Here is a 22,216-nt window from a genome sequence, read left to right on the forward strand (position 1 = left end):
TAACCTTTGGAAAATATTAGTAGAAACCTGTAAACTGACATTAACCCTTCTTTTCCGACTTCCTGAACTTTACTTCGGTTATGAAATACTTTAGTCTTCTGCTAACTATCCAGATAGTTCTTTTTTCCTGTAATAACCCCACAAAGGTAAAAGAAGTAAACAGAGGCTTCTATTATTGGAAATCGACTGTCCGTTTTTCCCCTAATGAATATTCAATTTTACAAAAAAACAAGGTCAGGGAGCTCTATGTGAAGTTTTTTGATGTAGACTGGAGTTTTATAGAAAAGAAACCGATTCCTAAAGCTATTGTCAGATTTCAGGAAAATCGACTTGATTCTCTTCATATCATTCCGGTAATTTTTATTACAAACAGAACACTTCAACATATTGAGTACCGTGAAATAGAAAAGTTGTCGGAAGCTATTCACCAAAAAATAAAATCTCTTGCTCCGGGAGCATTTCATGAAATCCAGATTGATTGCGACTGGACTTTGTCAACAAAGGTCAAATACTTTCACTTATTGAAAAAATTGTCGGAAAAGCATTCTTACTTATCTGCAACAATCCGGCTTCATCAGATAAAGTACTTCAGCAAAACAGGAGTACCTCCTGTAAAAAAAGGAATGTTAATGTGCTATAATATGGCAGATTGGCAGAAATCAAGTGTGCAAAACTCTATTTTTGACCTGAAAATACTCGCTAATTACACAGAAGATCTGGACAAATATCCGCTTCCTTTGGATGTGGTATTCCCCGTTTTCAGATGGGCAATAATTTATAGGAATGATAAATTTTTAGGATTTGTGAATAATCTGGACCAGGAGGAACTTGCTCACAGTACCTGTTTGAAGCCATTGCCGGATTCTGATAAATTTGAAGTAGTAAAAGACACATTTGCATTTGGAAAATCAATCCGAAAAGGAGACATTTTCAGACCGGAATATTGCTCAATTGATGACCTTTTAAAAGGTTCACATTTACTTAGTAAAAAAATATCGAACGAAAAACTTACATTTGCGTTATACCATCTCGACGACCAAAGTCTTTCCTTCTACCATCATGAATCCATTCAGAAATTATTTCAGTCTTTCTAAAAAATCAGCTAAAGCATTTATCGTTTTTACAATCCTGGCTTGCGGACCAGGTCTGGCAGATTATGATGAATTTGTAAGTTATTTTATGCCGGAAAGTACAAATGCCTCTTTGCACGATCAAAAATATCATTTTACCAGTCAGCAGTTTTATAATGAAAATGAAGGAGAATCTTCATCTGATACCTCTGATATTGTACATGCAACCAATGTCAAGTCATGGTCGGACTATTGCAATGCCAGACTTTCTGATAACGATATTGCTGCTTCTGTTTATGGAAACAGTGAAAAACTTATTACTTTTTTAAGAAATAACGGAAAGCAGCAAGCCGCAGATTATCTCTTAATGGCTAAAAAAGCAGACATGGCTTATCAGGTCGGTGATTATTTTGAAGAAAGTAAAAAAGATAGCGTAATACTTAAGAAGATTTTCGAAGAGATCAGGAATATTTCTCCAGGTCTTCAGGATGATTTTCTTAAGGAAAGATATGCTTTCCAATGTGTAAAGCTGGCTAAAATGCTCAATCTGAACAGAGAGACGATCTCTTTGTATGAGAAACAGATCGCTCCTCTAAAAAAGAAATCATTTATCTCTGATTGGGCACAGGCCCGAAAAGCCGGAGCAGAACTTGCTTTAGGAGATACAGCAAAAGCATATTATGATTTTGCAATGGTTTTTGACAAATGTCCGACCAGAAGAAATGAGGCTGAGTTAAGTGTGAGGATACATAATATTGGTTTTCAGGAATCAGCTGTGAATTTATGTAAAGACAATCATGAAAAAGCGGCGCTTTATGCTTTTGCTGCCATAAGAAATGGTCAGGATGGGTTAGACTTGCTAAAGAAGATGGTAGAACTTGACCCCGGAAATCCCTTAATAGAGCTAGTGATGGCAAGGGAAATCAATAAGAATGAGTTTTATTTTTTCCCTCAGAGCTATTATGAAGGAGAGATTACAGATACTGTTAATATTCCTAAAAAGATTAAAGACCCCAACAGCTATTTCTCAAAATTGAGGGATTATGCATTGGAATGTGCCGAAAATAAAAGCTTGCCCAATACAGGATTTTGGTTTACAGCGGCATCTTATATGGAAATGGTAGCAAGAGATTTTGATAAATCTTCGGAATATTTGTCAAAAGCAAAGCAGATTCCGACTCAAAATAAGAGTTTGAAAACCCAGATTGATTTACAGGAATTACTATTGGCTGTTTATTCAGGAAAGGAGATTTCTGCTGAAACTGAGCAAAGAATTATCCCATATCTGGAGAAATTTCTTAAAACCGATAATTTCAGAATATCAAATACTCTGGTTGAGGCCTGTAAAGTTTTATCATCTGAATACAGAAATCATACAGTCGGGTCATCAAAAGGAGGGTGGTTGTCATCTTGTACCAAAACAACTTCAGTAAGTGCAGGAGCTATTGCTGAATACAAGGCAAAATCATACCTCATGTTGATGCTCACCACCTATCAGGTTAATACAACAGGGTTTCAGTCTCAGACAGACCAGTTTGAAATAGAAGATACAACCTCATCTGCGACAATCAATAATGTTATTACATACTTCTCAAAACCCAATCCGACGGATTTTGATAAAAGACTGATTAAGTTGTCTGGATTTAGTAAAGATGATTTATATACTCTGCTTGGAAGAAGAGCATTATCAGAACACTCCTTTGCATTAGCAGAAGAGGCTTTTGGTAAAGTAAATTCCAAAAAATGGAAGGAAGAACCCTGGAAGACCTTTTTCAATGAAGATCCGTTTTATATAGCAGCGGATAATTCAGAAACTCCAAATACTTATACCCCTTATACCTTTGCTAAAAAAATGGCTGATTTAGAAAAGCGTTTCAGGCAAAATCCGAATGATAAAGAAAGTGCTTATCTGCTTGGATGTGGAACTTTTAATATAACCTATTCAGGTAATTCGTGGTTATTAGTAAAAAGAGGCTGGAGTGGTGCCGAAGTATCAAGTTATATGCATCGTAATTATTCAACAGAATATTATATGGCTGAAAAATCAAGACAATATTTTGATGAGGCTATAAAATCAACTGATCCGGAGCTATCAGCGAAAGCTTGCTTTGGCGCTTCAAAATGTGAGGCGACAGCCTTCTTCGTTTACCGGAATACAAAAGACCCTGACCCGAAAGAGGAATATGGTTTATTTGAGAAAAGAATGAGTCAGGAGGAGAAACAGAAATACCGTCATTACTTCGGAATCTTAAAAACCCGTTATCAAAATACCAGATTTCAACAGGAAATTTTAAGGGAATGTGGACTTTATCATGACTTTGTAGCAGGTAAATAAGGTCGATCCTGATCAAATTTGTAATGATATTTAAATGGAATAATGTTGGGTGTAGAGAATGTTTTATTATTTTTACGCGAAACGTCTCATGCTAATATTGCTATACATGAAAAAAAATCTAATGTTACTCAGTCTTTTAGTATTACTGGGGAGTTGTTCTAAAAAGACCTATCTAACTGGGAATTTAATGTACCTTTTTGAAGAAAATGAACTTCAATTAAGTAAGATTCAATTATATAATGATAATCCTCTGTTTTTGGAAAGAGAGGTTGCATCTTCAGATGCCAATGTGAAATCAGGAAAGGTGTTTTTTAAGAACGGACGTTATATAAACAGGATATCTCTCGAAAAAGAAACGCCCGGACTTTTAGTAAAAGAATCAAAAGGACAACTACTTGTAGGGTTTGAATCTGGTTCCGGAGAAGAAAAAGCTCTTCACTTTGCACCTGTCGCAGGAGAGAAAGGAGAATATTTCTATCAATTGGTTGATGAAAAAGGAAGTGCTTTGTTTTCCAGATTAGAATATGATGGCAACAGATATTTAGTAATTTATAAGAAACCGAGAGTTCGGTTAATGGTCATGAAATCAACATTGAACGGCTTGAAGATCAAAACACATAAAATGAAAGGAAATAAGGTGAAATAAGATAACCTTTTGTAAAAAAACACCACAACTATTCCCGTTGTGGTGTTTTTTTATGGACGTAATCCATTTTTCTCAAAAAAAAATTCACTTCAACACTGATTTTCCGAAGAAAAACCAGTTTATTTTCATTTTTGAGGAAAATGTTTGAAACTTTAAATAGGTATGCTTGCATAATTTTTTTTTATTCAACAACTTTACCCATTATGCAAAGCATAACATTTACTTAATTTTGGACAACAAAACATCTTAGTAAAAGTTGACGGGTTGTTAACCACCAGAATTACCAATAAAATTTCCAATATGAAAGCAGACAAAACAGTTGATTATCACATTAAATCAGGGTGGCATGCAATCAGCAGAATGTATAATTCGTTTGCCGCACAATTTGACATGACTATGGCCATTGGTTATGTGTTATTAAATATTGATAAAAATGGAACACCTGCTACTAAAATTGCCCCGGCGTTAGGCCTGGAACCGAGAAGCCTGACAAGAATGCTAAAAACACTTGAAGAGAAAAACTGGATTAGAAGAGAAACCGACGATAATGATAAACGTATCGTTAATGTTTTTCTGACAGAAGAAGGAAAACTTAAAAGAGATCAGGCAAAGAAGGGTGTTATTGTCTTTAATAACCTGGTTTATGAAAAAGTAGGAGAGGAAAAACTCAATATATTTTTCGAAGTGATGAAAGAAGTAAGTAAGATCGTTGAGACTGAATCTGCTAATTATAAGGCAGATAGCATCAGTGATATGATTACTGAATAGTTTTTGTTATAAAATATCAGATTAAAATTATTTTTAATGTTATGCTTGCATAACATTTTTTTTATTTCTTATATTTACGTAAAATTGGTATGCAAGCAGAATAATATACAATTGCTTTCAGCAAAACTTATCATCTCAAATCATAATTCAACAATGATACTTACTGACAACAAAGCTTCAATCAAAGGAGGAGAATTCTTAATTAAGGATATTGATGCTTCTCAAATCTTCATTCCGGAAGAGTTTTCTGAAGAGCAGAAAATGATTGCTCAGACATGTTTGGACTTCGTTAGAACTGAGGTTCATCCACGTTTAGATGAGATAGATTATGCAAAAGATACGTCATTAATGGTTTCTTTAATGGACAAGGCTGGTGAGTTAGGTCTTTTAGGAACTTCTATTCCGGAAGAGTATGGCGGATTTGGTATGAATTTTAATACTTCAATGTTGGTTGCAGAGGCATGTGGACAAGGTCACTCTTTTTCGGTGGCATTATCTGCTCATACTGGTATTGGTACACTTCCGATTTTGTATTATGGTAATGATGCACAGAAATCAAAGTACCTTCCAAAACTTGCTACAGGAGAATGGAAAGCGGCTTATTGTTTGACTGAACCGGATTCCGGATCTGATGCAAATTCCGGAAAAACAAAAGCTGAGTTAACCGCTGATGGTAAACATTATATCATCAATGGGCAGAAAATGTGGATAACCAATGGCGGTTTTGCCGATATTTATATCGTTTTTGCTAAAATTGAAAATGATAAAAACCTGACGGCCTTTATTGTAGAAAAAGATTTTGGTGGCATCACCATGAATGAAGAAGAGCGTAAGATGGGGATTAAGGGCTCGTCAACACGTCAGATTTTCTTTAATGATTGTAAGGTTCCTGTTGAAAATCTATTGTTTACCAGAGAAGGCGGATTTAAAATAGCTGTAAATATTCTTAATATTGGTCGGATTAAACTGGCTTCAGCAGTAGTAGGTGCCAGTAAAGGTGTTATTTCACAAACCGTAAATTATGCCAATGAAAGAAAGCAGTTCGGGGTTTCAATCAATAATTTTGGAGCAATTAAGCATAAACTGGCAGAGATGATTGTGAGAACATATGCTTCTGAATCTGCGTGCTATCGTGCAGGACAAAATATTGATGATGCTATTGAAGATTTACTGGCAAGTGGTGTTGAAGCATCTCAGGCGAAGTTAAAAGGCGTAGAGCAGTTTGCAATAGAATGTGCCATTATGAAAGTGCATGGTTCTGAAGTGCTGGATTATGTAGTGGATGAAGGCGTACAGGTTTATGGCGGAATGGGATTTTCTGCGGAAGCGCCGATGGATCGTGCTTACAGAGATGCCAGAATAAATAGAATTTTTGAGGGAACGAATGAGATTAACAGATTACTTTCAGTAGGGACGATTGTGAAAAGAGCTATGAAAGGAGAATTGAATCTGATGCCTGCTGCTATGGCTGTTGGCAAGGAAATTATGTCGATCCCTGATTTCAATACAGAAGAAGAGGATGGTATTTTCATTGCTGAGAAGAAAGTTATCAAAAATATGAAGAAGGCAATTCTAATGATTGCCGGAGCATCTCTTCAAAAATTCATGGCGAAATTTGAACAGGAGCAGGAGATTATTATTAACCTGGCAGATATGCTTATCGAAACCTATGTGGCAGAATCCACTATTTTGAGGGTGGAGAAACTGATTACAACCAGAGGAGAAGAGGCCTGTTCTTTGCAAAAAGATGCTGCTTTGATTTACCTGCACAATGCTGTTGAGAAATTAAATAATGCCGGAAAATCAGCAATTACTTCATTTGCAGAAGGTGATGAGTTAAGAGTTATGCTGATGGGATTAAAAAGATTTTCGAAAATTGAGCCATTTAATCTTAAGGACGCAAGAAGAAGAATTACTCAGGCTGCTATAGAAAAGAATGCTTATGTATTTTAATTATAATGTTTTTTGGGTAAATCAACAAAAGGAGCAACGACGAATTGCTCCTTTTTTTATGTCAAAACCAGCATAGTAAAACCTCGGAAAGATGATTGATTGGTGCACCCATATTTCAGGATTGGACAGAAAGGACATAAAAAAACACCTCTAAGAAAGAGGTGTTTTTTCTATTAAATCGTTGGCTAATATTATCTGTTTAAAATAATTCTTCTTGTTAAGTCGAAACCGTCAGCTTTAAATCTGAACAGGTAATTTCCCACGGCTAATCCTCTTAGATCCACAAGGAATTTGCCATCAATCAGATTAATTTGACCTGTGTAAACAATTCTTCCAAATAAATCATAGACAGTTAAATCTACGTTTTTGAAGTCCTGAAGAGATTCAATTGTGATTTGACCATTACTTGGGTTTGGATAAATTGTAAGACCTTTTGAATCCGGATCTTCAACAAATTGCTTCTTAACAAAATCAGAGAAACAAACTAATTGATTTACCGGAGCAGGTACAGTGAACACAGCTTTACGGCGTGCAGAATATTCACCGTAACGATTCGTTTTAATGTTTGCCGCTGTAAATGGCAGGATTTCAGTTCCAAATCTCCACTCATAATCGCCGCCATCCGGGAAACCGGTTGCTTTCAATGCGAAAGCGCCGTCAGACTCGATTTTAGAAGTAGTAGTGATAACTGGATTGGCTTTAATGATAACTGTCAGAATATTTGATTTAGGAGAAATACAACCCAGACCAGAGGTTGATTCTTTCGCAGTAGCAAAGTAATCTCCGGCAGTTTTAACATTATCTAATACTTTTCCGACATCAGCAGTATTCCATGTTACTTCGTAAGGGCTTGTGGCAACCAATTTAACGAAGTTGTCTTTTTTATAGTCGCTGTTATCTTTAGCACAGAAAATCAAAGATCCTTCAGCTGTGATTACAGGAGCATCAGGCAGAGGTAATACTTTGATTGTAATAGTATCAGAAGCTCCGGAAGTACAGTTTAACGGGTCTGTCAATCTTACAGAGACTCTGGCAGATACTTTTACTGTCAATGTTGCTGTAGTATCCCCGGTACTCCATTTGTACTTAGTCGGCGCGTTATTTGCTAAAGAAGAGGATGTTAAAATAACGTTTTTATCAGCACAGAAAGTAGTCGGTCCATTTGCAGTAATTGTCGGTACTGAAGGCAATTGGAAAACAGTAACTTTTATCACCGCAGAAGTAGCTGAAGAGCACCCGTTAGCATTCTTTACAGTTACAGAATAAGAACCATCTTTTGTGATTTTTACTGTTTGTGTTTTCTCACCGTTGCTCCAGATATATTGATCTCCGGCAGTGGAAGTTAAATTTACTACTCCGCCGTCACAGAAAGAAAGTTTACCATCAGCTGTAATAACAGGTTTGTCTGGTACAGCATTTACTTTCACATTGATTGGATCAGAAAGAGGTGAAAAACATCCGTCTGCATCTGCAAGTTTCACTGTATAAGTTCCGCTTGTTTTGATTCCGGTAATTTTCTGGTTGGAACTTCCGTCACTCCAGATATATTTAATGCCCGGGCTTGAAGTTAAGGTTACACTATCCCCAACACAGATTGTAGCAGAAGGACTAGCCGTAATAATTGGTTTTGCAATTGGCTGACTGACAGAAATTCTGATAGTTGTCGGAGAATAAACCGTGAAACACTGGCCATCTTTTCTTTTAATACCTAATGTATATCCTCCTGCTTTTGAAATTGTTACCGATGGACCGTCTGTATTAAAAACTATATCATCATTTCTCCATAAATAATCATAGTCGCTGTTCGTAACACTTGACTGAAGCAGAGTCGTTTCTCCGTCACAAAGATGTTTTTTGGCATCTGCACTCATTCCGGCTGTAAAAATATCAGGAATAGCAGGCTGAGCTGCGAAAGGAAGTTCTTTAGCGGTTCTTGTATCACTTTCTACACCATTCAAAGCACAGGCAGCATAGACAAACGTTCCGGGAGAATAAACTTTTTGAGTATAGGTAGGTCCCGCACGAAGGATATTTCCACCGGTTGGAGAATCATACCAGTAAGTGGCATCTGTACAAACGTTCGCAGTAAGTAAAGGAGAGCTAAAAGGTTTTGATGGGGTAGCGCAATCTTCTTTTTGAGTTACTACTGAAACATTTGGTGCATATGGAGTTGCCTTAACAAAAATGGTAGTAGTTGCTGCAAGGCTTGAGCATCCGCCAACCTGACAAACGGCTTTATATTTGATTTCGGAATTACTTCTTACAATAGGAATAACACTTGTTGTGTATGAAGATCCTGATGAGACCTGATTTCCATTTTGATCATACCATAATACTGTTCCTGTACAACCACCTGCAATAAGGGTCTTGGTGACACCCGGACCACCGGCAGTAACAGAGTTATTATCGGCAAAAGAAATGGAAGGTTCTGAAACAGCACTTAAGATAGAAATGGCTAATGTTCCCACAATACTGTTATCCGCTGCGTTTTGTACAGTAAGTGTGCCATCAGCAGCACCTGCACCAAAATATACGGTGATATCGTTTCCTGTAGTCGGAGCGATAAGAACATCTGTGGAAGGGGAATATGACCACTTATAGGTTACTCCGGATGTTACAGGAAAGGAATAGTTGATAACAGCTTGTCTGCACACTGAAGATGGTCCCGTAATACCGGGAGCATTCGTTCTCTCAGTTTTAATTATTTTAGCGTCCCCACGATCATCTGAAAAGTTATCAGCTTTGGACGGGCATGATAATGTCAGCAGAAGTAAGGAAGCCAATAGGCTTTTGGTAAATGAGGCATTCATAAGCAAGAACGGGTTATAAAATTTTAGCCAAGATTATTAAATAAGGATTTAATTTGAGTGGTGAAAAAATACGTTTGGACGCTAAATTAATAAGATATATTTAAAACCAAAGAAAATAGTTATTAAACGGCTGAGATTTATAAGAATTTTTTTTTATTGCTGAAAACATGGTTTTTTTTGACTTTATTTTAGTTTGTATTGAATTATCCCAATCCCTGTTTGTCAATAATAATTATATTTTTTATTCGGCAGAGTGTATATACGAAAAACAGTTTCTTCTTTGCCGCAAAGCCACATTTACTAAGGTTTGATTTCTGCAAAAGCTGATTTTATGTTTTTTCAGTATTTGAAAGTTTTTGCCTGAAATACCCGAATGAGATTAATAAAAATAAGATAGCAAACCCTGGTATTATATAAGCTAAGTATTTGATAAAACTTAGCCATGAAATCGTCGCTGTTCCGAAATTTTTATAGAAAAGGACTATAACAGAACCAATATACGCACTGAAATCTGCAATTGATAACAGAAAGCCAATGTTACTTTTCTGACGGGTTACTGCAATGAGCCGTTCAAAGAGCATACAGTTATAGGGTACATAAGCCATAAAAATTCCTAAACCCATTATAATCATCCAGGAAAAAGAACTGATCATATGCTGATTGAATAGATAAGTAACTCCTGCAATAGTCAATACTCCGAATCCGATAAAGATATGATTGATCCAGAATGCCAGTTTATTGTCTTTAAATACAAATAAAATTCCCGTAAGAACAGTTATTCCCAGGCCTACCCATGTCTCCGAAACAGTAAAAATACCCGCATTTGTTATATGAAGCTCTTTCCAGATTTCTACTGCAAAATTGTCTCTGATATCTCTTAAAATTGTTACAAGAACATATACTGAAATCAGAGCAATCAAACCTAAGGCATGGTTATTAAAGAAGGCTTTCCTGTCGGCTGCTGACATTGGTTGTCTTAAACTCCTTTCAGCCTGATCTTCTTTGGTAGGAGGAGGAATTTGTTTTAACATCCAGACAGAAAAGAAAAGCAGGGGAAGAAAAAGCAGACCCGTTAATGCCGGCATCCAGAATTCTGAAATTCCCCAGCCTAACAGTAATTTTCCGACTGACTTTACCGCGCCTGATGCTACAATGAAACTGACGCATAATCCTGCTCCAAGAATTTCAGTAATTTGCCGGCCTTCCAGAAAACCGAGCACCAATCCGAAGATCATTCCGAGAGGGAGTCCATTAAAAAACAGGAAAACAAAATTGTATGGTGCAGGAGTGAGTGCGAATAAGATAAGGGATAACTCTGCCATTCCTATGAATGCCAGAATCATCTTCGCCCGGTTTTCAGGCTTTACTTCAGAAATCACCTTAATCCCGATGCCTTTCGCTACCCCATAACCCAGCACCTGAGCTATGATAAGGACAATTTTATAATCAATTCCCCAAAGTATCAGCCCTTCAAATGTTGCAGAGGTAAACGGTTTACGGAAAGCAAACATACAGAAATAGGTAGTAAAAGCTGCGAAAATGCAGTAAGCAGAGAGTAAGACTTTCGAGTTTTTGAGCATAAATACAAATTAAGGAGAAAATAATTTTTTGGCAACATCAATCTTTTATCACAACACATTTACTGTAGAATCATTATATTTGAATAAACATAATTTATTTGATAAAATTTATAAAATAATCAAGTTTTAAATTTCATGAAAGTTCGTAAAAATCCAAAAGCCAGCGGGAGTTTTGAATACCCTCTTTTAATTAAGAGCATTCTTGCATATTCCCTGAAACTTGAGCCTTTACGGGAAATCGTTTATCGTGATAAAATCAGACAAAACTATTTCGATCTGAACAGGAGAGTTCGTAAGCTGGCCAATGTATTTAAAGAGCTTGGTTTAGATGGCGGACAGACTATAGCAGTACTTGATTATGATTCACACCGGTATTTAGAATGCTTTTTTGCTGTTCCCATGACGGGGAATGTACTTCATACGATTAACTGGCGACTTTCTCCTGCTCAGATTTTATACACGATTAATCATGCGGAGGATATTATTATTATCTGCCATTCTGACTTTATGCCATTACTGGAGTCTTTAAGTAAAGAAATGACAACAGTTAGAAGTATTATCATTTGTTCAGATGAATCGACATACCCTGAATCAAATCAGCTCCCTGTATCGGGAGAATATGAAAACTTACTTGATAAAGCTTCTGATGACTATGATTTCGAAGATTTCGACGAAAATGCAGTAGCTACAACTTTTTATACCACCGGAACGACAGGAAACCCTAAAGGTGTTTTTTTCACACACCGGCAGCTGGTTCTTCATACTTTATCGGTTGCATTCACCTTTGGAATAATAGATAAAGCATGTGATTTTAAAAGTACAGATGTTTACATGCCTCTTACACCGATGTTTCATGTGCATGCCTGGGGATTTCCATATGTGGCGACAATGTGCGGTGCCAAGCAGGTTTATATCGGTAAGTTTGAGCCTGACATGGTTTTGAAGTGTTTTCAACAGGAAAAACCCACTTTTTCACATTGTGTACCTACTATTTTGCAAATGCTCGTTTCGCACCCGGGTGCACAGGGAATAGACCTGTCTCATTGGAAAGTGGTAATCGGGGGATCTGCCTTACCAAAATCTCTGGCAAAAGCAGCACTTTTAAAAGGTATAGATGTAATAACAGGATACGGTTTGTCAGAAACCTGTCCGATTTTATCGACAGCTTATCTTAATCCTCAGGAAAAGATTTCGGAAGATCTCGACTTTCAGGTTGAAAAAAGAACACTTGCCGGAATTCCTTCCGCATTTGTTGAACTAAAACTGTTAGATGAAAATGATGATACCATAGAAAATGATGGAGAATCTGTGGGAGAAATCTTAGCGAGAGCTCCCTGGTTAACGCAAGGTTATTTTAAGGAACCTGAAAAATCAGAAGAACTTTGGCGAAATGGCTGGTTGCATACCGGAGATGTGGCAAGTGTCAGTAAAAAAGGGTTTCTGAAAATCTCAGACAGAATTAAGGATATAATTAAGACAGGAGGAGAGTGGGTTAGTTCTATAGACCTTGAAAATATGATTAGCCAGCATGAATCTGTTCAGGAAGTGGCCGTAGTCGGAATACCCGATGCAAAGTGGGGAGAAAGACCGCACGCCATGATTGTTTTAAAAGCAGGTTTTGTTTTAAGTAAAAAGGAAATACAGGATTTCATGAAGCGATATGTTGAAAATGGAAACATTACGCAGTGGACTATCCCGGAATCTATTAATTTTGCAGAAACTATTCCCAAAACATCAGTAGGTAAGATTGATAAGAAGAAGATTAGAGCCTCACTTATTGAGAATAGCTGATCATCAATGTGATTTTTCTAAAACGATTTTATATAAATGCTTGATTACAAAAACCTTATTGGGATTCCCGATAAGGTTTTTTGTTTTACATTTTATTTGATGGTTGAAATCAGGTAATTATTCCGGTTTTTAACGAAAAATGGTATGCTGCTGTTCTGAGAAGAGTATGTAATTTCCTTTACAAATTGTATTAATTTCGTACAGACAAAATAGCTGAATTTACCATTGAAGGTGGTTGCATTTTTGGAGTAAGTATATCAGATTTAAACATTGAATTGAATATGTCAGATTCTCAGAATAAATTATTCCCTGTTTTCCTGAAACTGGAAGACCTTGATGTGCTTGTAGTAGGAGGAGGAAATGTAGGACTTGAAAAGCTTTCAGCTTTATTAATTAATAGTCCGGAAGCAAGAATTGTATTGGTTGCCAGTGAAATCAAAGAGGAATTAAAAGCATTCGTTCTGAATTTTCCTCAGGTCGTACTAAAAGAGAGAGCATTCAGTTATAATGACCTGGATGAGAAGGACCTTGTAATCCTGGCTACTGATAATTCAGAACTTCATGCAGATATTAAAAAGGTAACCAAAGAAAGGCGAATTTTATGTAATGTTGCTGATACCCCTCATTTATGTGATTTTTATCTGGGTTCTATTGTTCAGAAAGGCGATTTGAAAATAGCTATTTCAACCAATGGTAAATCTCCGACGATGGCTAAAAGAATGAGGGAGTTTTTAGATGATATTATTCCTGATAATATTCAGGAATTGTTGGATAATCTCCGGGAAATACGGAAGTCCATAAAAGGCGATTTTCAGGAAAAGATAAAAGTTTTGAATGAAATAACAGCTTCTATGATTGCCGGGAAAAGAGAATGAAAGAGGCATTAAAAAGAGGTATTTCTGAATTTCAACCGGAAATACCCCTTTTTTTAGTGGAACCAGCATTGAAATGTTCTTAGAATGCCATAGGAACTTCCATAATGAGGACTTTGCTATTGTTTTGGGTTGATGTGATATTTAAAGAGTTAAAATCATTGATTCCAATAGCATCTCTTTTGTTTAAAAGTTCTCCGTCAACCTCAATACTTCCTTCAATCAGGAAAATGTATGCGCCACCATCCTTTGTTTTTTTATCATAATTTAAAGAAATGCCGCTTTCCAATTCTCCTAAATAGAAATAAGCGTCCTGGTTAATCCAAACTCCTTCATAATCTTTTCTTGGAGAAACAATTTCCTGGAATTTGTTTTTAAACGCCTCCTGGCTGAACGTAATTTGCTCGTATCTTGGTTCAATGTCTCTTTCCTTAGGAAATACCCATATTTGCAGCAATTCAAGGGATTGATCTTTGTTGTGATTCTTTTCTGAATGATATAACCCGCTTCCGGCTGACATGATTTGTACATCACCGCTGCGGATAACCTCTTGTCTGCCCGTTGTATCCTTATGTTCTAAGTCTCCTTTAAGTGGAATAGTGATAATTTCCATATTATCGTGTGGGTGAGTAGAAAACCCCATGCCTGCGGCAATAGAGTCATCGTTCAGTACCCTTAATGCCCCAAAATGTACTCTTTCCGGATTATGATAACCTGCAAAACTGAATGTATGAGCTGCTTTTAACCAACCATGATCTGCTATACCCCTGGTATCTGATCTGTGAATGACCTTATTCATAATATATGTTATTACATTTAATGTATATACAAATATAATAAACAAAACAGGAAAGTCAAGAGAAAAGATAAAATTTGTATATTGTTTTAAAACGATTAGTTAGATTGAGATGCTTTAAAATGAGAAAAGCTACCTTGCTTTTGGCTATGGCAGCTTTTAAGAAATGTCCTACACGATAAATAATATGTTATAAATAAGCGGTTTTATTTACAAAAAATCGAAAAATGTCAGAAATTCTTCCTTGTAATTTCTCCCGATCGGGACACTATGCTTGCCGATAAGTACCTCGTGCTCATTAAAAGATTCAATCTGGTCCAGATTTACTGCAAAAGACCTGTGAGTTCTTACGAGTTTATCATAATGTATTCTTTCCAGAACACTGTTGAGTGTTAATCTTAAAGTAAATTTCTTAGAAGTTGTGATGATACTTACGTGATTGTTATCAGTTTCAAGGTAAAGAATATCTATCAGTTTTACCTTTGTAAATTGATAGTTTTGTTTGATGAAGATGTAATCATCAATTTGCAAAATCGTCTCCCTGTTGTTAGAAGGGCTGTTTGAATCTCTTTCTGTAGCGGCTTTGGCTGTTTCAGGAGAGCTTTTCTTTCTTGCGAAATTATTGATAGCTAATTCTATGGCAATCTTAAGATTGTCAGTCGTAAATGGTTTGGTAAGATAAGCAGCGGGAAATGTGTGTTTTGCTCTCTCAATCGTGGCATTATCAGTTTGTGCAGTAATATAGATAATGGGGGTTTGTCTGATTTCACTGATTTTCTGAGCAGTTTCGATGCCATCCCATTCTCCGTTGATATTAATATCAAGCAGGAGCAGATCTACCGGATTTTCCTTGAATAAAGACAATGCCTCTTGTCCTTCATCAGTAACTCCAACGATTTTATAACCTTCATGCTCAAGCCGGGTAGATAAGTCCAGGCCAACAAGGGCCTCATCCTCAACAATGAGGATGTTGATATAATTTGGGAAATTCATAGTATTAAAATTATGGTCGTTAGTGATTTATCAAATGCAGTATTAATTTAATAAACAGGGTAGAAAATGTAGTCTTTGAAAACAAAACGCCGTTCGAAATATATCAAACGGCGTTTTGGAATAGAACACTACTGTTCGCTCTTAAGATATAAGAACAAATGTACTAAAGATATTGATTTGCATCAGCAGCATTTAAATCTTCAAAAGCAAGTTTCAAACGACTGACAAAAGTGTCTTCTCCTTTACGAAGCCATACACGTGGGTCATAATATTTTTTATTCGGAGCATCTTCTCCGGTAGGGTTACCGATTTGTCCTTGTAAATATCCTTCTTTCTCTTTGTAGAAATTTAAGATACCTTCCCAGAATGCCCACTGTAAATCGGTATCAATATTCATTTTTATAGCACCATAAGAAAGAGCTTCTCTGATTTCAGCACGGGAAGAGCCAGAACCACCATGGAATACGAAGTTAATTGGTTTCTCGGCAGTAAGGTTATATTTTTCTTTGATATACTCCTGAGAGTTGTGCAAAATAACCGGCTGCAATTTAACATTACCTGGTTTATAAACACCATGTACGTTACCAAATGCCGCTGCAATTGTAAATCTATGTGAAATCTTGCTTAATTCTTCGTAAGCATAAGCAACCTCAGATGGTTGAGTATAAAGTTTTGAAGAATCAACATCAGAATTGTCAACGCCATCTTCTTCTCCACCTGTAACACCTAATTCAATTTCTAAAGTCATACCCAACTTCGCCATTCTTTCAAGATATTTTGCACAGATTTCGATGTTTTCATGCAAAGGTTCCTCAGATAAGTCAATCATATGAGAGGAGAACAATGGTTTTCCATGCTGAGCATAGAATTTTTCACCGGCATCTAATAAACCATCTAACCATGGTAATAATTTTTTAGCGCAGTGGTCGGTATGTAAAATAACCTGAACGCCATATACTTCAGCTAACTGATGAACGTGGTGTGCTCCAGAAATTGCCCCGGCGATTGAAGCTTCCTGTTTTCCGTTAGGTAAAGACTTGCCAGCATAAAACTGAGCTCCACCGTTAGAAAACTGAATAATTACCGGAGAATTTACAGCTTTTGCTGCTTCTAAAACACCATTAATGGTATCCGTTCCGGTAACGTTTACAGCCGGTAATGCAAATTGATGCTTTTTGGCGATTTCGAAGAGTTCCTGAACTGCATCTCCATGCAACACGCCTTTCTGAGTAGCTAAACTTGACATAGTGAAATTTTTTCTTTGGATTAACTTATTTTACCTAATTTTTGGGTCTTATAAAGCTCAAAATTAATAAAAATGGTTTGCTTAAGTCTGTTTTTGCAAAATAAAATTTGGTTTAAAAGATTTTACACAAAACAAGACTTTCTCCATTTGATCTAAGCCGTTAATGGGGCAAAAATAAGAAATATTTTACTTTCAACCGGATTAGTTTAAAACAAATTGGCTGAAATGAAGATACTTATCCAAAGAATTATAATGATTTACTGTTGGAATGACCTTTCATGCACCTGGTCTGTAGCTTTGAAAAGAAGGTTTAACGGCCAGGTTATATTTATGGAAAAAGCTTTCCTGATTTCTGAAAAATCATATTAAATGTTATGGTCGGAATGGTCCGGTTTCAACATTTTAATACCCTGGTATAAGTGGTTAAGTCAGGGGCTGAAATCCGGGACTGGATTTGGCGTTCTGAAGTACTTTTAAGTGTTTCTATAACTAAAAGGAGATCAATGCATTACGGATTGAAATATTTTTAAAAAATATTCATTTTTTTTAGGCATTTCCATTGTTAATTAAAAAACATTCTCTAATTTTGCACTCCATTTCAACCGGAGCATATTTTCTAAATCCTGATTTAGGGTTGGCAGAACTCGACAGGAATCTCAAAATCTTACAATAGCCGTTTGAAATGTTCGTACCGCAGGTCTTCCTGCAAAAGTGTCAGAACTGATATTGGCTTGCAACCACTGAATGCCCAGCTTGCAAAGTTTAATATTAAGCTACACAAGATACATACCGCAGTAATACTGCCTGTATTTTTCTTGTCGCTTTCCCTCAGTTTTTTCTGCCACGAAAAATTATGGATTTTTGTTATGCATTAATTTGTTGATGCCAATAAAAATTCCGACCTTTGCAGTCCGTTTTACGGCCTTTGTGTTAAACAAAACGTAACTCGCTGAAAATTAATTATTTTTATCACGTTTTATTCTAATAAAATGTCTGGAATTATCGGAAAAAAAATCGGTATGACCAGCCTCTACAAAGCTGACGGTTCTGCCGTTGCTTGTACGCTGATCGAAGCCGGTCCTTGTGTTGTAACACAAGTGAAAACAGTAGAAAAAGAAGGTTATAGCGCTATTCAGTTAGGCTATGGCGAGAAAAAAGAGAAACATACTACAAAATCTCTTTTAGGCCACTTCAAAAAAGCTAACACTACTCCAAAGAAGAAGTTAGTTGAATTCAGAGAGTTTGAAAACACGATGAATTTAGGTGATACCATCACTTCTGAATTGTTTGCCGAAGGCGATTTCGTTGATGCAATCGGAACTTCAAAAGGTAAAGGTTTTCAGGGGGTTGTTAAGCGTCACGGATTTGGTGGTGTAGGTGGTCAAACTCACGGTCAGCATAACCGTGGTCGTCACCCGGGTTCAATCGGTGCTTGTTCATTCCCTTCAAGAGTATTCAAAGGGCTTCGCATGGCAGGTCGTACAGGTGGGAATCGTGTAAAAGTTCAGAACTTACAGGTTTTGAAAGTTTATTCTGACAAGAATCTAATCGTTGTATCAGGTTCTATTCCAGGTGCTAAAAACTCTTACGTTATCCTTGAAAAATAGAATTAATTTGAAAAGTTTGAAGCTAACAGATTAACAAGCCTAGAATCTAATTTAAAGTGAGTTGTCTTAAAAGTTAATTTTCAAATCTTCAGATTCACAGATTTTCAAATTGCAGAAAATGGAATTATCAGTATATAATATATCAGGAAAAGAGACAGGCAAGAAAGTAACACTTTCTGACGAAATCTTTGGTATCGAACCAAACGAACACGTAGTCTATCTCGATGTGAAGCAATACTTGGCTAACCAACGTCAGGGTACTCACAAAGCTAAAGAAAGAGCTGAGGTTGCTCGTTCAACTCGTAAGTTGAAAAAACAAAAAGGAACTGGTGGTGCTCGTGCAGGTTCAATGAAATCACCATTGTTCAAAGGTGGTGGACGTATTTTCGGACCTCGTCCAAGAGATTACCACTTCAAATTGAATAAGAAAGTGAAATCTTTAGCTCGTCAGTCAGCTTTCGCAGCTAAAGCTCAAAACGGAGTAATTACCGTATTGGAAGACTTTACTTTTGATGCTCCAAAAACTAAATCATATCTGGCATTGTTGAACGCCCTTTCTTTGGCTGATACTAAGACTTTGTTGATTTTGCCAGAAGATAATCAAAATATATATCTTTCAGGACGTAACCTTCCTAAGACAAAAATTTCAACTGCTTCACAGGTAAATACTTACGATTTAGTGAATGCTTCGAAACTTGTTATTTTAGAAGGTGCAGTTTCAAAAATTGAATCATCTTTCAGTAAATAGTTATTAGTTAAAAGTTGTCGGTTGTTTCTTTAGAATTTTTAACATACGATAACGAATAACCTATAACAAATAACGAAATAAGAAAATGAGCATTATCAAGAAGCCAGCTCTTACTGAAAAGTCGCAGGCAATGCAAGCAAGTGGCAAGTATGCTTTCGTAGTAGACTTGACAGCGAATAAAATCGAAATCGCCAAAGAAATTAAAAAAATGTATGGCGTTGAGGTTGTTTCGGTGCAAACTATGCGTCAAATCGGTAAAAAGAAATCAAGAAGTACACGTACTAAAGTAACATCCGGTCGTACTTCTACATTCAAGAAAGCAATCGTAACAGTAGCCGCAGGTGAAATTATCGATTTCTATCAGGGAATTTAATTTCAATTTGAAGATTTTAAAGCCGGAAAGAATTAATTCCACCGGCTGATTTCAGAAATCTGAAACTTATGGGAAGTTCATCCCGATAATTTGAACAATTACAAATGGCAGCAATTAAAAAAATTAAACCAACTACCCCGGGTCAACGTCAGCGTATTGCACCGACTTTTGAGGAAATCACAGCCTCAAAACCGTACAAACCGTTACTTGAGCCTATCAAAAGAACAGGTGGTCGTAACGCAGATGGACACCGTGCCATGCGTTATATCGGTGGCGGTCACAAACGTCGTTACCGTGTAATTGACTTTTTCAGAGATAAATTCGATGTTCCTGCAACTGTACTTACAGTAGAATACGATCCAAACCGTACAGCTCGTATCGCATTAGTTGAATATACTGACGGAGAGAAAGCATATATCATTGCTCCTCAGGGAATTCAGGTAGGACAAACAGTTATCTCAGGTACAACAGTAGCTCCGGAAGTAGGTAACACGCTTCCATTAGCAAATATCCCTCTTGGTACAATCGTCCATGCGATTGAATTAAACCCGGGAAAAGGTGCTGAATTAGCTCGTTCTGCTGGTACTTATGCTCAGTTGTTGGCTCGTGACGGAAAATATGCAACATTGAAGTTACCTTCAGGTGAAATGCGTATGGTTCTTTCAAGATGTTTGGCAACAATAGGTACGGTTTCAAACGCAGATCACATGAACGTAAACTTAGGTAAAGCTGGTCGCCATCGTTGGTTAGGCCGTACACCAAGAGTTCGTGGGGTTGTTATGAACCCGGTTGATCACCCGATGGGTGGTGGTGAAGGACGTGCATCAGGGGGACACCCACGTTCACGTAAGGGCTTATTAGCAAAAGGTAAAAAGACCCGTAATCCTAAGAAGCAGTCAAATCGTCTAATCATCAGTAGAAGAAAAAAATAGTAGATGGCACGTTCATTAAAAAAAGGACCTTATATTGACTATCGCCTTGACAACAAGGTGGTTGCTATGAATGAATCAGGCAAAAAGTCAGTTATCAAAACTTGGTCAAGACGTTCAATGATCTCTCCTGATTTCGTTGGACATACTTTCGCAGTGCATAACGGCAACAAGTTTATTCCAGTTTATGTAACTGAAAACATGGTTGGTCATAAACTCGGTGAATTTGCTCCAACACGCAATTTCAGAGGTCACATCGCTAAGAAAGATAAAGGCAAAAGATAATTAGGAGTTGAGGATTGAAGATTGCGGACGGCAGGCGTTCCTGCGACAGGCGCTCCTGTTGTGGAATGTATTTCCAGTCCTTAATCCGAAATCCGAAATCCCAAATCCGAAATCATAAAATGGAAGCAGTAGCTAAATTAAGTAATGTACCAACTTCTCCCCGCAAGATGAGAATTGTTGCAGACATGGTTAGAGGACAGAAGGTTAATAAAGCCCTTGGTATCCTCAAATTCGAACCAAAAGTTGGTGCAAAATCAATCGAGAAACTCTTGTTGTCTGCTATCGCAAACTGGCAGAACAAGCATGAAGACGTTAAGTTGGAAGATGCCGACTTGTACGTAAAAACCATCTTTGTAGATGGAGGTGCTTCTTTGAAAAGATTGCGTCCGGCACCGCAAGGTCGTGGACACAGAATTTTGAAGCGTTCAAACCACATTACTCTTGTGGTTGCTTCAGCAAGTGCACCATCAGTAGCTTTAACAGAAGAATAATCAACATAAGATAAACATCACAAAATGGGACAAAAAATAAACCCTGTTGGTCTTAGACTTGGTATCGTAAGAGGTTGGGATTCTAACTGGTACGGTGGGAAGACTTTCGCCGATAAATTAGTAGAAGACGAGAAAATCAGAAAATACGTTGCTGCTCGTATTCCAAAGGGTTCAATCTCCAAGGTTATTATTGAGCGTACATTGAAACGTATTACCTTGACAATCAATACAGCCCGTCCGGGTGTCGTTATCGGTAAAGGCGGTCAGGAAGTTGATAAAATCAAAGAAGAATTAAAGAAAATTACAGGAAAAGACGTTCAAATCAACATTTTTGAAATCAAACGTCCTGAAATTGATGCTAAATTAATCGGAGAAACTATCGCTCAGCAATTACAGGCTCGTATCTCTTTCCGTCGTGCAATGAAGCAGGCTATCGCTTCTGCGATGAGAGTTGGAGCTCAGGGTATCAAACTGAAATTGTCTGGTCGTTTAGGCGGTGCCGAAATGGCTCGTTCTGAAGGTTATAAAGAAGGACGTATTCCTCTTCATACACTTCGTGCAGATATCGATTATGCTATCTCTGAAGCATTAACCGTTTACGGTAAAATCGGTATTAAAGTATGGGTGTTCAAAGGAGAAGTTTACGGAAAGCGTGACCTTTCACCAAATGCTAACATGGGCTTGCAATCTACTGCTGCTGATTCTCGTGGTAATGACCGCAGAGGTGGCCGTGATGAAGATGGCGGACGTGGACGCGGACGTGGTCGTGGCCGTAACGAAAATGGCGGTGACAACGCAGGCGGAGGCCGTGGCGGTAATAACAACAACCGTGGCGGTAACAATAACAACCGCGGTGGTGGAAATAAAGGCGGTAAAAGATAATTAGAAAATTTTTCAGTTAGCAGCAGTCAGTCAACATTTGT

The 22,216-nt window shown here is 37.2% G+C and carries 19 protein-coding genes; 14 read left to right on the forward strand and 5 right to left on the reverse strand.

Annotated elements, in window-relative coordinates:
- Positions 1-80 precede the first annotated feature (80 nt).
- The 5 genes from BM179_RS06190 to BM179_RS06210 all read left to right on the forward strand — a co-directional run bounded on the left by BM179_RS06190 (position 81) and on the right by BM179_RS06210 (position 6,772).
- Positions 81-1,094: a hypothetical protein gene (locus BM179_RS06190; protein ID WP_092013896.1), complete on the forward strand. Its 1,014-nt coding sequence runs from the start codon at positions 81-83 to the stop codon at positions 1,092-1,094.
- A complete protein-coding gene (locus tag BM179_RS06195; protein ID WP_092013899.1) occupies positions 1,060-3,405 on the forward strand; it encodes a hypothetical protein in 2,346 nt (781 codons plus the stop codon). Before BM179_RS06190 ends, BM179_RS06195 begins: the two co-directional genes overlap by 35 nt.
- A gap of 106 nt (positions 3,406-3,511) precedes the next feature.
- Positions 3,512-4,051, forward strand: a complete 540-nt coding sequence (locus BM179_RS06200; RefSeq protein WP_143095161.1) for a hypothetical protein — start codon at positions 3,512-3,514, stop codon at positions 4,049-4,051.
- Positions 4,052-4,351: 300 nt separating this feature from the next.
- Positions 4,352-4,819 (forward strand): MarR family winged helix-turn-helix transcriptional regulator, encoded by a 468-nt coding sequence (locus BM179_RS06205; protein WP_092014945.1) that lies wholly within the window; start codon positions 4,352-4,354, stop codon positions 4,817-4,819.
- 153 nt (positions 4,820-4,972) lie between these two features.
- Positions 4,973-6,772 (forward strand): acyl-CoA dehydrogenase FadE, encoded by a 1,800-nt coding sequence (locus BM179_RS06210; RefSeq protein WP_092014948.1) that lies wholly within the window; start codon positions 4,973-4,975, stop codon positions 6,770-6,772.
- 191 nt (positions 6,773-6,963) lie between these two features.
- Here the strand turns inward: BM179_RS06210 and BM179_RS06215 are convergent, their stop codons facing one another.
- Positions 6,964-9,582 carry a T9SS type A sorting domain-containing protein gene (locus tag BM179_RS06215; protein WP_092013905.1) on the reverse strand — a complete coding sequence of 873 codons (2,619 nt, stop codon included), beginning with the start codon at positions 9,580-9,582 and terminating at the stop codon, positions 6,964-6,966.
- Between the two features lie 329 nt (positions 9,583-9,911).
- Positions 9,912-11,162, reverse strand: a complete 1,251-nt coding sequence (locus tag BM179_RS06220; RefSeq protein WP_092013907.1) for a DUF5690 family protein — start codon at positions 11,160-11,162, stop codon at positions 9,912-9,914.
- 135 nt (positions 11,163-11,297) lie between these two features.
- Here BM179_RS06220 and BM179_RS06225 point away from each other — a divergent pair, with 135 nt between their 5' ends.
- Together BM179_RS06225 and BM179_RS06230 are read left to right on the forward strand one after the other, a co-directional pair.
- Positions 11,298-12,953, forward strand: a complete 1,656-nt coding sequence (locus BM179_RS06225) for a fatty acid--CoA ligase (protein ID WP_092013910.1) — start codon at positions 11,298-11,300, stop codon at positions 12,951-12,953.
- A gap of 281 nt (positions 12,954-13,234) precedes the next feature.
- Entirely contained in the window at positions 13,235-13,828 is a 594-nt protein-coding gene (locus BM179_RS06230; protein WP_092013913.1) for a precorrin-2 dehydrogenase/sirohydrochlorin ferrochelatase family protein, read from the forward strand.
- A gap of 79 nt (positions 13,829-13,907) precedes the next feature.
- Here the strand turns inward: BM179_RS06230 and BM179_RS06235 are convergent, their stop codons facing one another.
- The 3 genes from BM179_RS06235 to fbaA form a co-directional block, all read right to left on the reverse strand.
- Entirely contained in the window at positions 13,908-14,624 is a 717-nt protein-coding gene (locus BM179_RS06235) for a pirin family protein (RefSeq protein ID WP_218159173.1), read from the reverse strand.
- Positions 14,625-14,831: 207 nt separating this feature from the next.
- Positions 14,832-15,614: a LytR/AlgR family response regulator transcription factor gene (locus BM179_RS06240; RefSeq protein WP_092013916.1), complete on the reverse strand. Its 783-nt coding sequence runs from the start codon at positions 15,612-15,614 to the stop codon at positions 14,832-14,834.
- Between the two features lie 163 nt (positions 15,615-15,777).
- Positions 15,778-16,860: a class II fructose-bisphosphate aldolase gene (gene fbaA / locus BM179_RS06245; RefSeq protein ID WP_092013919.1), complete on the reverse strand. Its 1,083-nt coding sequence runs from the start codon at positions 16,858-16,860 to the stop codon at positions 15,778-15,780.
- Between the two features lie 989 nt (positions 16,861-17,849).
- Between fbaA and rplC the strand changes: the two genes are divergently transcribed.
- The 7 genes from rplC to rpsC all read left to right on the forward strand — a co-directional run bounded on the left by rplC (position 17,850) and on the right by rpsC (position 22,175).
- Entirely contained in the window at positions 17,850-18,467 is a 618-nt protein-coding gene (gene rplC / locus BM179_RS06250; protein ID WP_092013922.1) for a 50S ribosomal protein L3, read from the forward strand.
- Positions 18,468-18,585: 118 nt separating this feature from the next.
- Positions 18,586-19,215: a 50S ribosomal protein L4 gene (gene rplD, locus BM179_RS06255; protein WP_092013925.1), complete on the forward strand. Its 630-nt coding sequence runs from the start codon at positions 18,586-18,588 to the stop codon at positions 19,213-19,215.
- A gap of 85 nt (positions 19,216-19,300) precedes the next feature.
- The gene (gene rplW / locus BM179_RS06260; protein ID WP_092013928.1) at positions 19,301-19,588 is read left to right on the forward strand and encodes a 50S ribosomal protein L23; all 288 of its coding nucleotides are present in this window, start codon (positions 19,301-19,303) and stop codon (positions 19,586-19,588) included.
- A 104-nt stretch (positions 19,589-19,692) separates the two neighbouring features.
- The gene (gene rplB / locus BM179_RS06265) at positions 19,693-20,520 is read left to right on the forward strand and encodes a 50S ribosomal protein L2 (RefSeq protein WP_092013931.1); all 828 of its coding nucleotides are present in this window, start codon (positions 19,693-19,695) and stop codon (positions 20,518-20,520) included.
- Between the two features lie 3 nt (positions 20,521-20,523).
- On the forward strand, positions 20,524-20,802 hold the full coding sequence (gene rpsS, locus BM179_RS06270) for a 30S ribosomal protein S19 (RefSeq protein ID WP_092013934.1): 279 nt from the start codon (positions 20,524-20,526) through the stop codon (positions 20,800-20,802).
- Positions 20,803-20,921: 119 nt separating this feature from the next.
- Positions 20,922-21,293 carry a 50S ribosomal protein L22 gene (gene rplV, locus BM179_RS06275; protein WP_092014954.1) on the forward strand — a complete coding sequence of 124 codons (372 nt, stop codon included), beginning with the start codon at positions 20,922-20,924 and terminating at the stop codon, positions 21,291-21,293.
- 24 nt (positions 21,294-21,317) lie between these two features.
- Entirely contained in the window at positions 21,318-22,175 is an 858-nt protein-coding gene (rpsC, locus tag BM179_RS06280) for a 30S ribosomal protein S3 (protein ID WP_092013936.1), read from the forward strand.
- The last annotated feature ends 41 nt before the right edge of the window (positions 22,176-22,216 follow it).

The sequence above is a fragment of the Pseudarcicella hirudinis genome, from assembly GCF_900115665.1.
In the GTDB taxonomy this organism is placed as follows: domain Bacteria; phylum Bacteroidota; class Bacteroidia; order Cytophagales; family Spirosomataceae; genus Pseudarcicella; species Pseudarcicella hirudinis.